Below are 18,492 nucleotides of genomic sequence, written 5' to 3'. Positions count from 1 at the left end.
AAGATGAAAATGAGGAATGAATATATATGTCCGTTGGAATTGATACATGACATCATAAAGGGCAAATGGAAGCCTGTTATTTTATGGAAGCTCAGCAAGGGCGGCAGTTCTCTTTCCGTTTTGATAAAATCTATCCTGGGAATCAGCCAGAAAATATGGCATGCGGGCGATACCATGTATTACCCGGAAGGCGTGACGGACCCTGATTACTGTGTACTTCGTTTTACTGCGGAACAGGGCAGATTTTACAGTAATTTCAATTCTGAAAATTTTGAGATTGAATGACAGGAGACTGATATAATAAAAACAGAGAAAACTCTAATGAATATCCTTGAGCAAAGGGGGCTTGGTCAGCCATCATTTTTTAAGTAAGTGATGGCTAATCAAGCCTTGCCATTTGCCCTGCCATCGTTTATACTAAACAAATACCTTGAATGAAAAATAGTAGATATGTCTAAAAATAAATGGGAGCGCATAGAAATATGCGGTTTTTTCATTCCATAGGGGAAGTTTGTTTTCGCTATTGGAGGAACGCATTTTAAAATGCGAAGGAAATAGTTATAAAAAGCTCATAAGGAGAATTCCATTGAAGATTATCAAAAGAATCATTCTGTTTATACTGATGATCCTGATTTTAACGGGTCTTTTGGCAGTATATGCAGTGAAAATAGAACCATACCGTCTGGCAGTCCATGACTATGAACTGAAGAAAGGACCGGCATCGATAGAGTTGAAGCTGGTCCATATATCTGACATCCAGGTGAGTGAAGCATATTCTGAAGACCGGCTGGGAAAGTTAGTGGATAAGATCAACGGGCAGTCGCCGGATATTGTTGTTTTTACCGGGGATCTCTATGACAATTATGCGTCCTACCATCCTGAGAAAAAAGTAGAGAAGGCATTGTCCGACATCCAGGCCAAATACGGAAAATATGCGGTCTGGGGAAACCGGGATTACGGAGGAAGCGCCATGAGGGCTTATCCGGGGATCATACAGAACGGAGGATTTAAGCTGCTTGCCAATGAATCTGCAATCATCCGTCTTCCCGATGGAAAAAAGATCGGGATCGGCGGGCTGGACGATGTGCTGTTCGGAACACCGGACTATGGACTGATGGAGTCGGGAGAGTTAAAGAACTGTGATTACAAAATATTGCTGATGCACGAACCGGATGCGGCAGAGCGCGTCCCTGAAAAAAGTGCCGACCTGATTCTGGCAGGGCACAGCCACGGCGGACAGGTAAAGCTTCCGTTTTTTAAGATGAAAACGTCTCTTGCCAAAAAATTTACGGATGGGTTCTATTCGGTAAATGGAATGAAGCTTTTTGTCAACACAGGGATCGGGACATCCCACTATCCCATACGGTTTCTAGTTCCTCCGGAAATTGATGTATTTCGTATTTCAATCTGATCCAAAATCAGGTATATTAGACTTAGAGGTCATCAATGCCGGTAAGGAGGATATTAGTGGCATCTTCCCAGAGTGCGTATATGGAACTGTATGTTAAAAACCGCCTGACTTCAGTGGGTGCAGATAAGAAACAGATCTTAAAAACGGCCTTTGTGTGAAATACAACAAAGATGCCGATGTTAAATATGTAATTTCCGATGACAGCGCTTTGACTCCGCTGGAGGAATATGTAGAAGAATACAAAAAGCTCATGGACCAGCTTTACAAAGAAGGAAAGGTAAACAACTGGGCCAGCAGAGAGTCGCTGATGAAGTATATGTATGAGCACTTGACGAACTGGAAGACCAGCTGTACTGGCAGCCCTATTACCTGTCATGAAAAGGGGTATCGAGGTCTTTCGGTTCCTTACTGATCGCCACGAAAAGCGACGGCTCCAATCCTAATGACATGCATGGGCAGTGGAGGACATATCTTGTATATTATGACGGGAAAATATATGAGACAAGTAAAACAACGACAAATGCATCCGGTACCCATCCTGCATATATAGGCGTTTCTTCTCTGTCTACAGTCAAAAATCCGGATGACGTCCACGACTTTCTCATAAATCTTTGTTTCCGGGTACAAAGCTAAAAAAGCCTGAAGTATTTGAAAGCCGTATTCTGTCTGCTTTCCTGTGAATACACGGGATTGGACGGAGTGCGGTTCTTATTTTATGTTTTCTTTGTATCAAAAAAAGGGATATGCTATAATAAAAGAAACTATCTAGATGGAGGCATGGTAAGTGAAGCTAAAGAAATCAACAGTCATTGTCATCGTATTGAGCTGGATTTTATTTTTTTGCGCTTGTTTTTTGATTTTCCTGAAACTGGACAAGGAACATACGGAAAAAATCACAAATGAGAAGATTTTCAGGGAAGAGACAGAAGCCTCAGAGAAAAAAAGCACCGATGCTGCAGCAACATCTCGGCCGGTGGAGCCGGAGACAGAGAAGCTGCTGTCATTTATGAATGAGTACTATAAAAAGCTCAGGGCAGGTGACGAGAAGGGCTTAAAAGGCATGGTGGAAGACCCGAAAGATCTGGTTTCCAGCCGGGCAGTAAAGAAGCTACATAAGTATGTGGAGTCATATAAGAACCTCTCGTTCCACACTGAAAAAGGCGCGGATGAACAATCATTCATCGTTTATGCCACTTACAGTACAAAGCTCCGGGGGATCAAAACACCTGCACCCGGCATGAGCCAGTATTATGTTGTAAAAAAGGGCCAGTCTTATCTGCTCTATAATAACGAGAAACATTATACAGCACAGATAAAAAATGCTCTGAATGCTGGTCTTGGAACAGAAAAAGTAAAACAGCTGATCAAAGAGACCAACGATACCTTTGAAAAAGCGCTCAAATCTGATAAGAAACTGAAGAATTTTTTTGATAAAGGCAAGTCATGATGAAGTTTTATATTTTTATTTTACAAAAGAACAGGGATACACTGTATGTCCAGGCAATGCAAGAATATTTGAAACGTCTCGGAAAATATTGTACGATAGAGGTCAAGTATGTAAAAAAAGAGAAACAATTGGGAAGAATTTTTGAGAAGGAAGGGAAGCATTTTATGGTCACCAGTTCTGAAAACAGCATGGAGAGCACTGCATTTGCAGAAGAAATCAGCCGTTGGATGATGAACGGCTGTTCTAATATCTTTTTTTATATCGGAGGGTTCAGACCGGAGCATGATGTTTCTGAGTTTTCTGTCTCCTCTTTTGACATGGCGCCTGAGTTATGTGCGGCCGTCCTGTTGGAGCAGATCTATCGGAGCTGCCGGATTATGAACTGCCAGCCCTATCATAAATAATTAAAGGAGTTTACAATGGATTTTAAGACACCCAAATTAGAAGATAAAAAAATGTTTGACGCATATTTTCACAAAATTAATTACCGGAGTGCTGATTTTTCGGCGGCAACACTGATCCTGTGGAAAGATCATTATCACATGACATATGCAATAACTGAGGATATGCTGATCATCCGGTCAAAAGACGGACATGGATGTACGTTCAGCTATCCGATTGGAGGCGGGGATGAAAAGAAAGCCGTGGAGGCCGTCATGGAATACTGCAGGGAAGAAGGAATCCCGTTTGCCATGCATGGTATCCTGAAGGAAACAGAAGAAAAGATGAAAGAGATGTTCGGGGATATTTTTACAGTGGAATATGACCGGGATCTTTTTGATTATATTTACGAACGGGAATCTCTGGCAACGCTGAGGGGCAAGAAGCTTCACGGCAAGAGAAATCATATCAACAGGTTTAAGGAGAACCACGACTGGTCTTACGAATCTTTAAATGACGAGAATGCTCTGGAAGCCCTGACCATGCTCATGGAATGGAAGATGGCAAACGAAGCCACCAAAGAAGAAGATGCCGACAAGCATGAAGAGATCTGTGCCGCCAAGAATGCTCTGATGTATTATAAAGATCTCGACTTAAGGGGCGGGGTGTTGAGAAGCGATGGAAAGATCATTGCATTTGCCATAGGGGAGGGAACAACTGAAGATACCTTTGTCGTCCATTTCGAGAAGGCGTTCGGAGAGATACAGGGAGCCTACCCGATGATCAACCAGCAGTTTATTCTGCACGAAGCCATGGATTATCAGTTCATCAACAGAGAGGAAGACCTGGGGGAAGAAGGACTGCGGAAGGCAAAACTTTCTTACCGGCCGTTGGAACTGCTGGAAAAAGGCCTGCTAAAATATAAGTAATTCATTGACACTATTGGTCTGTAAATGTAGAATTATTATAATATAACGATTAGGAGGTACTTTCTATGAAACATATAATCGATCCGATGGATTTGTCTGTGGATGACGTCGACAGGCTTTTGAATCTTGCGGATGATATCTCGTTAAGGCCGGAGAAGTACAGGGAAGTATGCAGATATAAGAAGCTGGCAACACTATTTTTTGAACCAAGTACCAGGACGAGGCTCAGTTTTGAAGCGGCCATGCTGGAGTTAGGAGGCAGTGTACTTGGTTTTTCTTCTGCTGATTCTTCCTCGGCAGTAAAAGGAGAAAGTATTGCCGACACGGCGCGGATAGTGGCCTGCTACGCAGACATCATCGCCATGCGCCATCCGAAGGAGGGGGCTCCGTATGTGGCATCCAGACATGTGGACATCCCGATCATCAATGCAGGGGACGGAGGGCACAACCACCCGACTCAGACACTCACAGATCTTTTGACCATAAGAAGGGAAAAAGGAAGACTTAAAAATCTGACCATTGGATTCTGCGGCGACCTGAAGTTCGGGCGCACCGTGCATTCGCTGATCAAGGCCCTTTCAAGGTATGAGGATATTAGTTTCATCATGATCTCTCCTGAGGAGCTTCAGATACCGGAATATCTGAAAAAAGATGTATTTGAGAAGAAGAATATTCCGTTCCGTGAAGTCAGAGAGATGGAAGAAGTCATGCCGGAACTGGACATCATATACATGACCAGAGTCCAGAGGGAGAGATTTTTTAACGAGGCCGATTATGTCCGCTTAAAGGACAGCTACATTCTGGACCCTGAGAAGTTAAAAAAGGCAAAAGAAGACCTGTCCATCCTGCACCCGCTGCCGAGAGTCAACGAGATTTCTGTCAAAGTGGACGAGGACCCGAGAGCCTGCTATTTCAGACAGGCACTGAACGGCAAACACGTGAGGATGGCGCTGATCATGGATTTATTGGGGGTTACGGCATGAACATAGATAGTATCAAGAACGGAATCGTTTTAGACCATATCACAGCCGGAAAAGGCATGGATATTTACTACCAGCTGGGACTTGACAAACTGGACTGCAGCATTGCGATCATTCAGAATGCCAAGAGCAATAAACTTGGCAAAAAAGACATCATCAAGATTTCCAATAACTTTGATATCGATCTGGATGTGCTGGGATATGTGGATCCCAATGCCACCGTATGTATCATTGAGAATGGAAAGCTGAAATCCAAACATAAAGTCGGGCTTCCGGAAGTCATCACAAATATTGCAAGATGCAAAAATCCGAGGTGCATTACTTCCATAGAGCAGGAGATCGATCATACATTTAAACTTGTGAATAGAGAAAATAAGGTTTACAGATGCATTTACTGTGAATCAAAATTAAAAAATAATTAATCTGGAGTGGCTGCCAATGGAGCAAAACAGTAAAACAAAAATAAACCGTGTAAAAAAAGATATCAGCAATCCCAAGAGTTTTACGGCTCCTGATGAACTCCGTCATCAGCTGATGGAGACTATGAAGAGCCTGTACAGCGATGAAGATATAGAGATGGTGGGCAGGGCCTATGATATGGCTTTTGAAGCCCATAAGGACCAGAAGAGAAAGTCCGGGGAACCCTATATCATTCATCCTATTTGTGTCGCCATCATCCTGGCAGAACTGGAACTGGACCGGGAGACGATCATTGCCGGTTTGCTGCATGATGTCGTGGAAGACACAGACGTGACATATGAAGACGTAGTCCGGGAGTTTGGGGTGGAGGTTGCCCAGCTTGTGGACGGCGTCACAAAATTAGGCCAGTTAAGTTATTCCAAGGACAAGATCGAAGTACAGGCGGAGAATTTACGAAAGATGTTCCTTGCCATGGCCAAGGATATCAGGGTAATACTAATTAAACTGGCAGACCGTCTGCACAACATGCGCACCATGCAGTTTATGAAGCCTGAAAAGCAGAAGGAAAAGTCCAGAGAGACCATGGACATCTATGCGCCTATCGCTCACAGACTTGGTATTTCCAAGATCAAGGTAGAACTGGATGATTTGTCTTTGAGATATCTGAAGCCGGATGTCTACAAAGAACTGGAACATTCTCTGGACTCCCAGAAGGTGCGCAGGGAAGCTTACATCAAAGAGATCGTCGATGAAGTCAGCGGGCATATTGAGCGGAGCGGCATCAAGGCGGAGATTGACGGGCGGGTGAAGCATTTCTTCAGTATTTACAAGAAGATGGTGAATCAGAATAAGACTCTTGACCAGATTTATGATCTGTTTGCGGTGCGGATTAAAGTGGATACGGTCAAGGACTGTTATGCGGCTCTGGGAGTGATCCATGAGATGTATAAGCCTATCCCCGGAAGGTTCAAGGACTATATCGCCATGCCAAAGCAGAACATGTACCAGTCGCTCCATACGACGCTGATCGGGCCGGAAGGACATCCTTTTGAAATCCAGATCCGGACATTTGAGATGCACAGGATCGCTGAATACGGTATTGCCGCCCATTGGAAGTATAAAGAAAAAAGCAGCAGCGTGGGCGTCAACAAAGAAGAGGAAAAGCTGAGCTGGCTCAGAGAAATCCTGGAGTGGCAGCAGGACATGGACGACAACAAAGAGTTTTTATCTCTCCTCAAGACGAATCTGGACCTGTTTGCGGAGCAGGTTTACTGTTTTACCCCAAACGGGGATGTAAAGAGCCTTGCCAACGGTTCCACGCCGATCGATTTTGCTTACAGTATTCACAGTGCGGTAGGAAATACGATGGTAGGAGCCAGGGTCAACGGCAGGCAGGTGCCGTTTGAGTACCATCTCCAGAACGGGGACAGGGTGGAGGTGATCACCTCGCAGAATTCCAAGGGTCCCAGCAGGGACTGGTTAAATATTGTTAAATCGACCCAGGCCAAGAGCAAGATCAATCAATGGTTTAAGACCCAGTTTAAAGAAGAAAATATCGTTAAAGGCAAGGAAATGCTTGAGAAGTACTGCAAGGGCAAGCGGATTGAACTGTCAAGCTACTTAAAGCCGGAATATATTAAAAAGGTACAGCTCAAATATGGGTTTAAAGACTGGGAGTCTGTGTGCGCAGCCGTGGGACACGGCGGACTGAAAGAGGGCCAGGTTGTCAATAAGCTGGCGGAGGAGTTCAATAAAGACCAGAAGCAGAAGATCACAGATGAACAGGTTTTGGAGGCGGCAGAACATGTCAGGGAACGGCGTCCGGAAGAGAAACAGAAGGGCGGAATCGTTGTCAAAGGCGTGGACGACGTGGCAGTGCGGTTTTCCAAATGCTGCAATCCGGTTCCGGGAGATGAGATTGTCGGATTCGTCACAAGGGGACGGGGAGTGTCCATCCACAGGACAGACTGTGTAAACTTATTAAGTATGTCAGAGACAGACCGGTCCCGCCTGATCGAGGCAGAATGGCAGGAAGGCTCTGAGGGCTCCGGACAGACCTATACGACGGAAATTTCGATTTATGCAAACAACCGGAAGGGGATGCTTGCAGATGTATCCAAAGTATTTTTGGAACTGGACATCGATATTCTGACGATGAATGTTTCAAACTCCAAAAAAGGGAGGGCTACCCTCAGCATGTCCTTTGACATCAACGGAGTTGCCCAGTTAAATCAAGTGATCGCAAGGATCCGCAATATTGAAGGTGTGGTAGACATAGAGAGAAAGGTAGGATAGTTTTTCAGCCATGAACGAAAATATTATTTTGATAGGCGCAGGTCTCGGACAGATGCAGACGAACTGTTATATCGCCGGTAACCGCCAGACGAAAGAAGCGCTCGTATTTGATCCGGGAGACGAAGGATACCGGGTGATGGAAATGCTTGAAAAAGAGGGGCTTGAGCTCACGGCAGTCCTTCTGACACATGGACATTTTGACCACGTGATGGCTCTTCCTTATTTGCAGGAGCTAAAGCCGGGGCTGCCGGTTTATCTGCATGAGGATGAGGAAGATGTACTGAGAGACCCCTCTTTGAACCTGACTTCTATGTTCGGGGAGCCTGTTTCCATGGATGCTGATCATCTCGTAAAAGACGGACAGGTTTTGGATCTTCTGAACACGGAGATACACTGTATTCATGTGCCGGGACATACAAAAGGCGGAGTCTGCTATTATTTCAAAGAACAGGGATGGCTGATCGCAGGAGATACTCTGTTTCGCCAGAGCATCGGGCGGACAGATTTTCCTACTGGAGAAACAGACGCACTGCTGTCAGGTATCCGGGAAAAACTGTTTGTTCTGCCGGATGAAACGGAAGTGTATCCGGGACATATGAACAGCACGACCATCGGGTTCGAAAAACGGACAAACCCGTTTCTTATGCAGCCATGATCGGACTGATTCAGAACGAAACCCTGTATGAATATGATATCAGAAGCCTGATTCTGGCATTCTGCATTGGAGAAAAGATAGAATTGTCTTCGGGAGGAGATGACAATTCTATCTATGATTTTATATGCAGGGTCTTCTACGGAGAGGAAGAAACTCTTCTGGAACTGAGAGCCGGGGAATCCGTCATTTCCGAGAAGGTCAGAGGAGACTTCAGGGACAAGAGGAACTTCAAAAACAGCCTGAAGGCGGCTCTGTACCGTCTGCTATCCTGTCATCTTAAAAAAGAACTGCCCTGGGGAACACTGAACGGCATCCGTCCTACAAAGCTTGTGTTTGAGGACTGCATGTTGGGGAAAACCAGAGCGGATATGAAAGCGAAACTGCGCCGGGACTATCTGGTCAGCGAAGAAAAGGCAGACCTTTGTGTGTCTGTGGGGCTGAAAGAGACAGAACTGCTGAAAGATATTTCTTATGAAAGCGGATATAGTCTGTATGTGGGGATTCCGTTTTGTCCAAGTACATGCCTGTATTGTTCTTTTACGTCTTATCCGATTTCGGCATACAGGGAGTATGTAGATCAGTATCTGGATGCCCTGATTCGGGAGATCTGCTATATAGGGGAACAATACAGAGACAGGGAGATGATCAGTCTTTATGTGGGAGGGGGAACCCCCACCACCCTTTCTCCAAAGCAGCTTGACCGTCTGTTTGGAGAACTGAGACGCTGTTTTGATTTTGGCGGAATCCGTGAGATCACGGTGGAGGCCGGAAGACCCGACAGCATCACCGCGGAAAAGCTTTCTGTCCTCTCGGAAAACGGAGTTACTAGGATCAGCATCAATCCTCAGACGATGAACGACGACACGCTCATAAGAATTGGAAGAAAGCACACGGCGGAGGATGTGGCAGACTGTTTTCAAACGGCCAGAAAATCCGGCTTTGACAATATCAATATGGACATGATCTGCGGACTTCCGGGAGAAGGCATTCGAGAGCTTGAGAAAACGTTTAAGGCCCTTGGGGAACTGGGACCTGACAGTATTACGGTCCACGCGCTGGCGATCAAGAGAAGTGCTCCCTTGAATCAGATGAGGGATCAGTTTTCATTCGGTGCCGATGACGAGATGATCCGATTTGCACAGCGGGCATGCTTTGATATGGGGATGGAACCATATTACATGTACAGACAGAAAAATATCCCCGGAAATTTTGAAAATATAGGCTTTTCTTTGGAAGAAAAAGAGTGCCTTTATAATATACTGATTATGGAGGAACTGCATGATATCATCGCAGCAGGCGCCGGCGCATCATCCAAGTTTGTCGGCGGCAGCAGAAACATTCAGAGGGCGGAAAACCTGAAGGACGTAAGACAGTATACGGAACGGATCGAAGAAATGATTTTACGGAAAGATAAATTGCTAAAAAGTATGTGTTAGGTGGTGTTATGATATGCCGATGAAATATGAATCCCGCGATGTAGAGACTCCGATCCAGGTCGGTCTGGATGATTCCATTGAACATGGGATCGTTGTGAGCAACCTTGCATACAGTGTGGGAAAAGAACTGGGACTGGATGAGGCAGCCTGCTATGATCTGGCGGTGGCGGGCCTTCTCCACGATATTGGAAAAGTCCGGCTGAATTTTTACATGAATGAGAAGGAAGAACAGATCCTTGCAGTAGATGAGACACGCTATCTGCGCATGCATTCTACGATCGGCCATTCAATTCTGGTGGAGCATGGATATGATGATATTGTGCTGGATGCGGTGCTGTACCACCATGAACACTATGACGGCACCGGATATCCGAGCAACTTAAAGAGAGATGAGATCCCGCTGGTAGGCAGGATTATGCATGTCTGCGATATCTTCGGAGCTTTGATCGCCAACAGGGATTACCGGGAGGGATTTTCCGTTGAAACCGCCCTGGAAGTCATGATCGAGGAAGTGAAGAATTTTGACATGAAAGTGTTTCTCGCGTTTCAGCGGGTTGCATTTTCAGAAGAAATGCTTAGAATATTAGAAAAGAGTAATCTGCACGATACAGATACAATAAAAGGAGGAACTGTAAATGATAACACAAGCACCGAGAGGGACGAAGGACTGGTACGGAGAGGAAATGCAGAAACGGACATATCTGGAGAACGCGTTTAAAGACCTGTGTGAGACATATAATATCCATGAAATCATTACGCCTGTTTTTGAGCACACCGTACTGTTTCAGCGAAGCGTGGGAGAGACAACGGATGTGGTCCAAAAAGAGATGTATACCTTTGAAGATAAAGGAAACCGGAGCATTACCTTAAAACCGGAAGGGACTGCGGGAGCCATCCGCGCTTATCTGGAGCACGGAATGCAGAACGAACCCCAGCCGGTAAAGATGTTTTATATTACCCCGGCTTTCCGCTATGAAAAACCACAGAGCGGAAGACTCAGACAACACCACCAGTTCGGAATCGAATTTGTAGGTGCCCAGAGTCCGCTGGCGGAAGTGGAACTGATCACCCTGGTGACATCTTTTATCAATAAGATCGGTCTTACTGATGCAAAACTTCACATCAACAGTATCGGATGCTCAAACTGCAGAAAGGATTACAACGAGGCTCTTTTTGCGTACCTTCACCGGCATGAGGACAAGCTTTGTCCGACCTGCCGGGAGAGGATGGAGAAGAATCCGCTGAGAGTCATCGACTGCAAAGTGCCTTCCTGTAAAGAGATCATCAAGGATGCACCGAGAACGATCGACTATCTGGACGAAGAGTGCAGAGAACATTTTGAAGAGCTGAAAAGCCTCCTGGACAGCCTGAATATTCCTTATGAAGTGGACACAGGCATTGTCCGCGGGCTCGATTATTACACAAAGACCGTGTTTGAGTTTGTAAATGGGGAAGGTTTTACCCTGTGCGGCGGAGGAAGATATGATAATTTAGTCCATGAGATCGACGGAAAAGTGTCCATGCCTTCGGTTGGATTTGGCATGGGAGTAGAGCGTATCTTATTTTTCCTTGAAGAGGAAGGAGTAGAACTTCCCGCGGGCAGGCCCCTGAACCTCTATGTGGGAATTCTCGGAAAAGAAGCCAGGGCAAGAGCTTATGAGATCGTTTCCGGTCTGCGCACGGAAGGATTCAAGGTGGAGACAGACTACCTTGGACGAGGGGTAAAGGCACAGATGAAATATGCAAACAAGCTCCGGGCACAAAACACGATCATTATCGGTGAGAATGAATTAAAAGAAAATAAAGGAAGACTGAAAAACATGGAATCCGGAGAAGAGATAGAAATTTCTCTGGACAATATAAAAAGTGCATTATAAGGACGGCCTGTTTTTTACAGTGTACAGAGGCAAAAGCTTCTCTGATTATTTGAGATCAGAGAAGCTTTTTATTTTTGTGAGATTTCATGAATTTTATAAAAAATGGAATGTTCTGTGAAACAGCTGCAGGCCTGTTTCACAGAATAGGATAAATTATGGAAACGATATAAACTTCGGCGTTTTGCACAAAAAATATAGGGTATTATGAGACTTGTTCATGCAAATGGGCTTGACAAATGAAGAAATTGGTCCTACCATAAGGGACAACAGGGGATTGGTAGAACCAATTTATTTGGATTGTAACTCGTCGTCTTAAACCGAAAGGAGTTTCTGCTTGTGATGTTCATCAAATTTATTTTGGCTTTGCTCCCTATTCTTTGGCTGATGGCTGCCTTGAGCGGTCTTAAAATGCCAGGATACAAAGCCTGTCCTATTTCACTTGCGATCACACTAGTTCTTGCACTGTTTCTCTGGAAAATGCCGCTCATTGATGCTCTTACCGGAACACTGGAGGGAGCGGCTATGGGGATCTGGCCGATCTGTCTCGTCATTATCGCGGCCATTTTCACTTACAACCTGACGGTACATACAAAAAATATGGATTTAATTAAACGGATGCTGACCAGTGTATCCAGAGACAAACGGATTCTGATCCTCATCATTGCATGGGGATTTGGAGGATTCATGGAAGGGATGGCCGGCTTTGGAACGGCAGTTGCGATTCCGGCCAGTATCTTATGCGGGCTTGGCATCAGCCCGATCTTTGCGGCAACGGTATGTCTGGTTGCCAATGCAACGCCCACTGCATTCGGATCGATCGGCATTCCAACCATCACGGCTGCCTCTGTGAGCGGCCTGGATTCCAAAGGCGTAGCAGTAGCCGTTGTAATACAGCTTGCAGTCCTGGTAGTCCTGACACCGTTTTTAATGATGATCATGACAGGGGGTTCTGTCAAAGGACTGAAGGGAATCGGCATGATCACGCTGCTATCCGGATTAGGATTTATTATTCCGGAATACCTTACGGCAAAGTTTGTGGGGGCTGAACTTCCGGCTGTAATCGGCTCTGTATGCAGCATGGCTGTCACGATCCTGGCGGCAAAACTTTTGAAGAAAAAAGAGGACCCGGAATACATTCTTCACGGGCTTGAAAATTCGGAACAATCCGGAAGGGAACCTCTTGGATTAAAAAGGGCAGTTATCGCATGGCTTCCGTTTCTGCTGATCCTGGTATTTCTTCTGCTGACTTCCAGTCTTGTCCCGGCCATTCACGATCCGCTGGCGAGCGTAAAGAGTTCTGTTCAAATTTATACAGGTGCGGATGCAGCCCCGTATACTTTCACTTGGCTGGCGACACCGGGTGTTCTGATTTTTTTAGCGGCTCTGATCGGAGGAAAAGCACAGGGAGCCTCATTAAGAGAGATCGGAATGGTATTGAGAGACACTTTGATACAGATGTCAAAGACGGTCCTTACCATCGTATCCGTTCTGGCAACAGCAAAAGTCATGGGATACAGCGGAATGATCAGCGATATTGCGGCTTTGATTGTGGCAGTCACCGGTTCTTTTTATCCTCTGGTGGCACCGCTCATCGGTTCGATCGGAACCTTCGTGACGGGAAGCGCCACATCTTCGAGTGTCCTCTTTACCGGTCTTCAGGTCCAGACAGCCCATACACTCGGTATGAACGATGTCTGGCTGGCGGCGGCCAATACAGTAGGGTCCACGGCGGGAAAGATCATCTCACCCCAGAGCATTGCCATTGCTGTGGCAGCTACGGGAACAGTGGGAAAAGAGAGCAGGATACTGAACGGGTCCATGAAATACTTCATTCTGTTTATCGTACTTTACGGAGTGATCGCATTTTTGGGACTTAGATTTATTTAATACATTCGACGGAGGTGACTTATGAAAACGATAAACCTTCCCTACGGAAAAGGGAAATTAGCGATTGAGATCCCGGAGGAGCGGCTAGCAGGAATCCTCTTATCAAAAGCCCATGATTATCAGGCAAAGATGGGAGAGGAAGATCTGGTCAGGGATGCCCTGATGCATCCGGTGGGAACACCGAGGCTAAAAGAACTGGCCAGGGGAAAAGACAATATTGTGATGATCGCCAGCGACCATACTCGTCCGGTTCCAAGCAAGGTTATCATGCCGGCTGTTTTGGAGGAGATCAAGCAGGGAAATCCTGATGCAGAGATTACAGTTTTAATCGCCACGGGATTTCACCGTCCTACCACAAGAGAAGAACTGATCTCAAAGTTTGGGGAAGATATGGTGGATCATCCGGATATCAGGTTTGTAGTGCACGAAAGCGGGAAGCCGGAGGATATGGTAAGCCTTGGAAAGCTTCCATCCGGAGGAGAGCTTTTAATCAACAAAATTGCCTGGGAGGCCGATCTTCTAATCTCGGAAGGATTCATTGAACCCCACTTTTTTGCAGGTTTTTCCGGAGGAAGAAAGAGCGTGCTTCCGGGAGTCTCCAGCAGAACAACGGTACTGGCCAACCACTGCTCAGAGTTTATTGATGATTCCCATGCCAGAACAGGAATTCTTGAAGGAAACCCTATTCACAGAGATATGATCTATGCGGCTGGAAAGGCAAAACTGGCTTTTATCATAAACGTTGTGCTGGATGAAGATAAAAAGGTGATCGAGGCATTCGCGGGGCACTATGAAAAAGCTCATGAAAAGGGCTGCCGGTTCGTGGATCAGCTTTCAGGAGTGGACGCAGTACCTTCCGACATCGTCATATCCACCAACGGGGGTTACCCTCTGGATCAGAATATTTACCAGTCAGTCAAAGGCATGACTGCGGCGGAAGCCACCTGCCGGCCGGGCGGAGTCATTATTATGGCTGCAAGCTGCATTGACGGACACGGCGGCAAGGAGCTGTATGACACTTTTGCAAAGGAGAAGGATAAGGAAAAGATCATGCAGAGATTTCTCGCTACAGACCGGAACTCCACAGTGCCTGACCAATGGGAGTCCCAGATCTTATGCCGTATCCTGTTAAAGTATAAAGTCATCCTGGTGACGCAGGCTCCGAAGGACATGGTGGAGGAGATGCAGATGGACTATGCGGACAGCGTGGAAGATGCGATCCGCATGGCCGATGAGTATCTGGGCAAAGAAAACAGTAAGATCACTGTGATACCGGACGGTGTTGCAGTTATTGTAAGAAACAGAAACTGAGATTTTTGAAGGAGGAGAAGATGAGCGAATATGAATACGGCAAAGTGACACAGGAAATCATTGACCGTCTGAATGAGATTGCACCCAAGCGTGTCTATACGGGAGATGAGATCAATGATGATTTTACCCACGATGAGATGTCGATCTACGGAAAGGCAAAACCCGAAGCGGTAGTAGAACCATTGACTACAGAAGAAGTTGCAGCGGTGATGAAGCTTTGTAATGAGCAAAAGATTCCAGTGACGCCAAGCGGAGCCAGAACCGGGCTGGTGGGAGGAGCCGTCAGCATACACGGCGGAGTCATGCTGTCTATAACGAAAATGAATAAAATCCTGGGCTATGACAAAGAAAACTTTGTGGTGACGATACAGCCCGGAGTTCTTCTAAACGATCTGGCGGAAGATGCACAAAAGCAGGGGCTTTTGTATCCACCGGACCCGGGAGAAAAATTTGCAACAGTAGGCGGGAATGTGGCAACCAATGCCGGCGGTATGAGGGCTGTAAAATACGGGACTACGAGAGATTATGTCAGGGCGATGACGGTCGTTCTTCCCACCGGCGAGATTGTCAAATTGGGGGCGACAGTTTCCAAAACCAGTTCCGGATACAGCCTGCTGAATCTGATGATCGGATCGGAAGGGACATTGGGAGTCATAACAGAGCTGACTCTTAAATTGATCCCTCAGCCGAAAGCGGTTATCAGCCTGATCATTCCCTATGAAACTTTGGAAGACTGTATTGCCACAGTGCCCCGGTTTTTCATGAATCATCTGCATCCTCAGGCCTTGGAGTTTATGGAAAAGGATGTCGTCATGGATACGGAGAAGTTCCTGGGAAAGAAGGTTTATCCAAAAGAAATGGAAGGCGTGGAGGTCGGTGCTTATCTGCTGGCCACCTTTGACGGGGACTCAGAAGAACAGCTGGAAGATATCATAGAGGCAGCCTCTGAGGTTGTCTTGGAGGCGGGAGCCATCGATGTTCTGGTAGCTGATACACCGGCACTGAAACGTGACGCGTGGGCTGTGAGAAGTGCTCTTTTAGAGGCCATTGAGGCGGATACTGTGCTTTTGGATGAATGTGATGTGGTCGTACCTACGAATAAGATTGCCGAGTTTTTAACCTATACCAAGTCTCTGGAAGCAGAAGCTGATTTCAGGGTAAAAAGTTTCGGCCATGCGGGAGACGGAAATCTGCATATTTATACTTGCAGCAATGATATGCAGGAGGAGGAATTCAGAAAGCAAGTATCAGTGTTTATGAAAAAAGTGTACGAAAAAGCCACGGAATTCGGAGGGCTGATCTCCGGAGAACACGGCATTGGACACGGAAAGCTTGACTACCTGGCAGAATCTGTGGGACCGGTCAGCATGCGTATCATGGAAGGCGTAAAAACTGTCTTTGATCCGAATATGATTCTGAATCCGGGCAAAGTCTGCTACAAGTTATAATGTAAAACCAACTATTTATCTATAAAGGAGAAATCAATTATGGCATATTTAATTTCAGAAGAGGCAAACGATTTACTGCAGGATGTGAGAGAGTTTTGCGAGAATGAAGTCAAAGAACAGTGTAAAGAATTTGACCGTTCAGGAGAATGGCCGAAAGAGATTTATGATAAAGCGATCGAGATGCAGCTGCACTCCCTCGAAGTCCCTGAGGAATACGGCGGACCGGGTCTTTCCAGAGTAGATGTTGCGGCGCTGATCGAGGAGATGGCAATCGCGGATGCAGGATTTGCCACCACGATTTCTGCCAGCGGACTGGGAACAAAGCCGGTTCTCATTGCAGGAAACGAAGAACAAAAGAAGCATGTCTGTGATCAGATCATCGAGGGCGGATTCGGAGCATTCTGCCTCACAGAGCCGGGAGCAGGTTCAGATGCAGGAGCAGGTACAACAACTGCAGTGAAAGACGGAGACGAATACATACTGAACGGAAGAAAATGCTTTATCACAAACGGCGGGATCGCTTCCTTCTACTGCATTACGGCTATGACCGATAAAAGCAAGGGTGTAAAAGGTATCTCCATGTTCCTTGTGGATGCAGGAACACCTGGACTGAGCACCGGAAATGAAGAAGATAAGATGGGAATTCGTACATCCAACACATGTGACGTTGTCCTGGAAGACTGCAGAATTCCGGCAGCGAACCTGATCGGGCAGGAAGGAAAAGGATTTGGAATCGCCATGAAGACCCTTGACCAGGCCAGGGCATGGATGGGCTGTGTAGCAGCCGGAATTGCACAGAGAGGCATCAATGAGGCAATTGCCTACGGAAAAGAAAGAATCCAGTTTGGAAAACCGATCATCAGAAATCAGGCGCTGCAGTTTAAGATCGCAGATATGGCGATCAAGACAGAGACAGCTCGCCAGATGGTTGCCCATGCACTGACAAAGATGGATCTTGGACTTCCTCATTCTAAGGAAGCGGCTATTGCAAAATGCTACGCCAGCGATATTGCCATGGAGGTGGCATCAGAAGCCATCCAGATGTTCGGCGGATACGGATACAGCAGAGAATATCCGGTAGAAAAACTTCTCCGTGACGCGAAGATCTTCCAGATTTTTGAGGGAAGCAACGAAATCCAGAGAATTGTCATCGCGAACAATACCATTGGCAGATAAGAAATTGACTGGACAAAGGAGTGAAGATTATGGAAATTTTAGTGTGCATTAAACAGGTGCCGGATGATTCCGTGGAAGTACATTTGACAGAAGAAGGGAAGCCGGATCTTGCAAACATCACGCCTGTCGTCAATGCGTTTGATACCTATGCGCTGGAGATGGCTGCCCGCCTGAAAGAAGCCGGGGAAGGGGAGATCACTGCCCTTTGCATCGGCGGTGAGGAAGCCAGGAATTCATTAAAAAACTGTCTCGCAGTGGGAGCAGACCATGCATATCTGGTCCAGGAAGACCGGTTTGACGGTTCGGATTCCAGGGGGATCAGCCATATACTGATGTGTGCCGCCAAAAAGATCGAGGAAGACACCGGAAAGAAGTTTGATCTGATCTTCTGTGGGAAAGAGGCTACCGACGCTGCCCTTGGACAGGTGGGAGCAGAACTCTCCGAAATGCTGGGTACCGGAGTCATCACCAACGTGATCGAGGTCGAATTCGCCGAAGGACAGGTGTGCGCCAAACAGGAGACGGAAGAAGGATACCGCCTCATCGAGACGGCCTCTCCGTGTGTTCTGACTGTCACAAAGCCGGATTATGATCCGAGATATCCGACGATTAAAAATAAGATGGCAGCCCGGAAAAAGCCGATTGGTACGATCAAGGCACAAGACCTGTCAGTGCTGGAACCTGAAAAAACAGGAGAGGGCGGTGCCTTTGTAAAAACTCTTAAGCTGTATGAACCGCCGAAAAAAGAGGCTGGGATCAAGATTCAGGAAGAGACAGCGCAAGATTCAGCATTAAAAGCAGTTGCCATGATGGCGGATGCGAAAGTATTCTAAGGAGGA

The 18,492-nt window shown here is 46.4% G+C and carries 18 protein-coding genes; all 18 read left to right on the top strand.

All coding sequences use genetic code 11. The annotated features are described in order from the left end of the window. The first annotated feature begins 3 nt into the window (after positions 1-3). The 18 genes from P8F77_RS10675 (at position 4) to P8F77_RS10590 (ending at position 18,486) form a co-directional block, all read left to right on the top strand. Positions 4-285, top strand: a complete 282-nt coding sequence (locus P8F77_RS10675) for a hypothetical protein (RefSeq protein ID WP_270432885.1) — start codon at positions 4-6, stop codon at positions 283-285. Between the two features lie 301 nt (positions 286-586). Next, a complete protein-coding gene (locus P8F77_RS10670) occupies positions 587-1,411 on the top strand; it encodes a metallophosphoesterase (RefSeq protein WP_024727269.1) in 825 nt (274 codons plus the stop codon). Positions 1,412-1,565: 154 nt separating this feature from the next. After that, positions 1,566-1,823, top strand: coding sequence for a hypothetical protein (locus P8F77_RS10665; protein WP_287519764.1), 258 nt, complete (start codon positions 1,566-1,568; stop codon positions 1,821-1,823). Between the two features lie 372 nt (positions 1,824-2,195). After that, positions 2,196-2,858 (top strand): hypothetical protein, encoded by a 663-nt coding sequence (locus P8F77_RS10660; RefSeq protein ID WP_024727271.1) that lies wholly within the window; start codon positions 2,196-2,198, stop codon positions 2,856-2,858. Next, positions 2,855-3,262 (top strand): 23S rRNA (pseudouridine(1915)-N(3))-methyltransferase RlmH, encoded by a 408-nt coding sequence (locus P8F77_RS10655; RefSeq protein WP_024727272.1) that lies wholly within the window; start codon positions 2,855-2,857, stop codon positions 3,260-3,262. Before P8F77_RS10660 ends, P8F77_RS10655 begins: the two co-directional genes overlap by 4 nt. Positions 3,263-3,277: 15 nt before the next feature. Continuing rightward, on the top strand, positions 3,278-4,168 hold the full coding sequence (locus P8F77_RS10650) for a phosphatidylglycerol lysyltransferase domain-containing protein (RefSeq protein WP_024727273.1): 891 nt from the start codon (positions 3,278-3,280) through the stop codon (positions 4,166-4,168). Between the two features lie 65 nt (positions 4,169-4,233). Next, positions 4,234-5,151 carry an aspartate carbamoyltransferase gene (gene pyrB, locus P8F77_RS10645; RefSeq protein ID WP_148460093.1) on the top strand — a complete coding sequence of 306 codons (918 nt, stop codon included), beginning with the start codon at positions 4,234-4,236 and terminating at the stop codon, positions 5,149-5,151. Beyond that, positions 5,148-5,570 carry an aspartate carbamoyltransferase regulatory subunit gene (locus P8F77_RS10640; protein WP_024727275.1) on the top strand — a complete coding sequence of 141 codons (423 nt, stop codon included), beginning with the start codon at positions 5,148-5,150 and terminating at the stop codon, positions 5,568-5,570. The genes pyrB and P8F77_RS10640 overlap by 4 nt, the downstream gene beginning before the upstream one ends. A gap of 16 nt (positions 5,571-5,586) precedes the next feature. Next, positions 5,587-7,863 (top strand): bifunctional (p)ppGpp synthetase/guanosine-3',5'-bis(diphosphate) 3'-pyrophosphohydrolase, encoded by a 2,277-nt coding sequence (locus tag P8F77_RS10635; RefSeq protein ID WP_024727276.1) that lies wholly within the window; start codon positions 5,587-5,589, stop codon positions 7,861-7,863. A 10-nt stretch (positions 7,864-7,873) separates the two neighbouring features. Then, positions 7,874-8,518: an MBL fold metallo-hydrolase gene (locus P8F77_RS10630; protein WP_287519760.1), complete on the top strand. Its 645-nt coding sequence runs from the start codon at positions 7,874-7,876 to the stop codon at positions 8,516-8,518. Next, on the top strand, positions 8,515-9,954 hold the full coding sequence (gene hemZ / locus P8F77_RS10625; RefSeq protein ID WP_287519758.1) for a coproporphyrinogen dehydrogenase HemZ: 1,440 nt from the start codon (positions 8,515-8,517) through the stop codon (positions 9,952-9,954). Before P8F77_RS10630 ends, hemZ begins: the two co-directional genes overlap by 4 nt. A gap of 13 nt (positions 9,955-9,967) precedes the next feature. Continuing rightward, positions 9,968-10,672 (top strand): HD domain-containing phosphohydrolase, encoded by a 705-nt coding sequence (locus tag P8F77_RS10620; protein WP_024727279.1) that lies wholly within the window; start codon positions 9,968-9,970, stop codon positions 10,670-10,672. Further along, positions 10,590-11,831 carry a histidine--tRNA ligase gene (gene hisS / locus P8F77_RS10615; RefSeq protein ID WP_287519756.1) on the top strand — a complete coding sequence of 414 codons (1,242 nt, stop codon included), beginning with the start codon at positions 10,590-10,592 and terminating at the stop codon, positions 11,829-11,831. The genes P8F77_RS10620 and hisS overlap by 83 nt, the downstream gene beginning before the upstream one ends. Before the next feature lie 339 nt (positions 11,832-12,170). After that, positions 12,171-13,718, top strand: a complete 1,548-nt coding sequence (locus P8F77_RS10610; protein ID WP_024727281.1) for an L-lactate permease — start codon at positions 12,171-12,173, stop codon at positions 13,716-13,718. A 21-nt stretch (positions 13,719-13,739) separates the two neighbouring features. Continuing rightward, positions 13,740-15,029 (top strand): nickel-dependent lactate racemase, encoded by a 1,290-nt coding sequence (gene larA, locus P8F77_RS10605; RefSeq protein WP_287519754.1) that lies wholly within the window; start codon positions 13,740-13,742, stop codon positions 15,027-15,029. A gap of 20 nt (positions 15,030-15,049) precedes the next feature. After that, positions 15,050-16,477 (top strand): FAD-binding oxidoreductase, encoded by a 1,428-nt coding sequence (locus P8F77_RS10600; protein ID WP_024727283.1) that lies wholly within the window; start codon positions 15,050-15,052, stop codon positions 16,475-16,477. A 39-nt stretch (positions 16,478-16,516) separates the two neighbouring features. Further along, positions 16,517-17,653 (top strand): acyl-CoA dehydrogenase family protein, encoded by a 1,137-nt coding sequence (locus P8F77_RS10595; protein WP_024727284.1) that lies wholly within the window; start codon positions 16,517-16,519, stop codon positions 17,651-17,653. Between the two features lie 29 nt (positions 17,654-17,682). After that, positions 17,683-18,486, top strand: coding sequence for an electron transfer flavoprotein subunit beta/FixA family protein (locus P8F77_RS10590; RefSeq protein WP_024727285.1), 804 nt, complete (start codon positions 17,683-17,685; stop codon positions 18,484-18,486). Positions 18,487-18,492: the final 6 nt, after the last annotated feature.

The sequence above is a fragment of the Anaerostipes sp. PC18 genome, assembly GCF_039789045.1.
Lineage (GTDB): Bacteria > Bacillota > Clostridia > Lachnospirales > Lachnospiraceae > Anaerostipes > Anaerostipes hominis.
The sequence above is the reverse complement of the archived record's forward strand: the minus strand, read 5'-3'. Positions and strand labels throughout refer to the sequence as shown.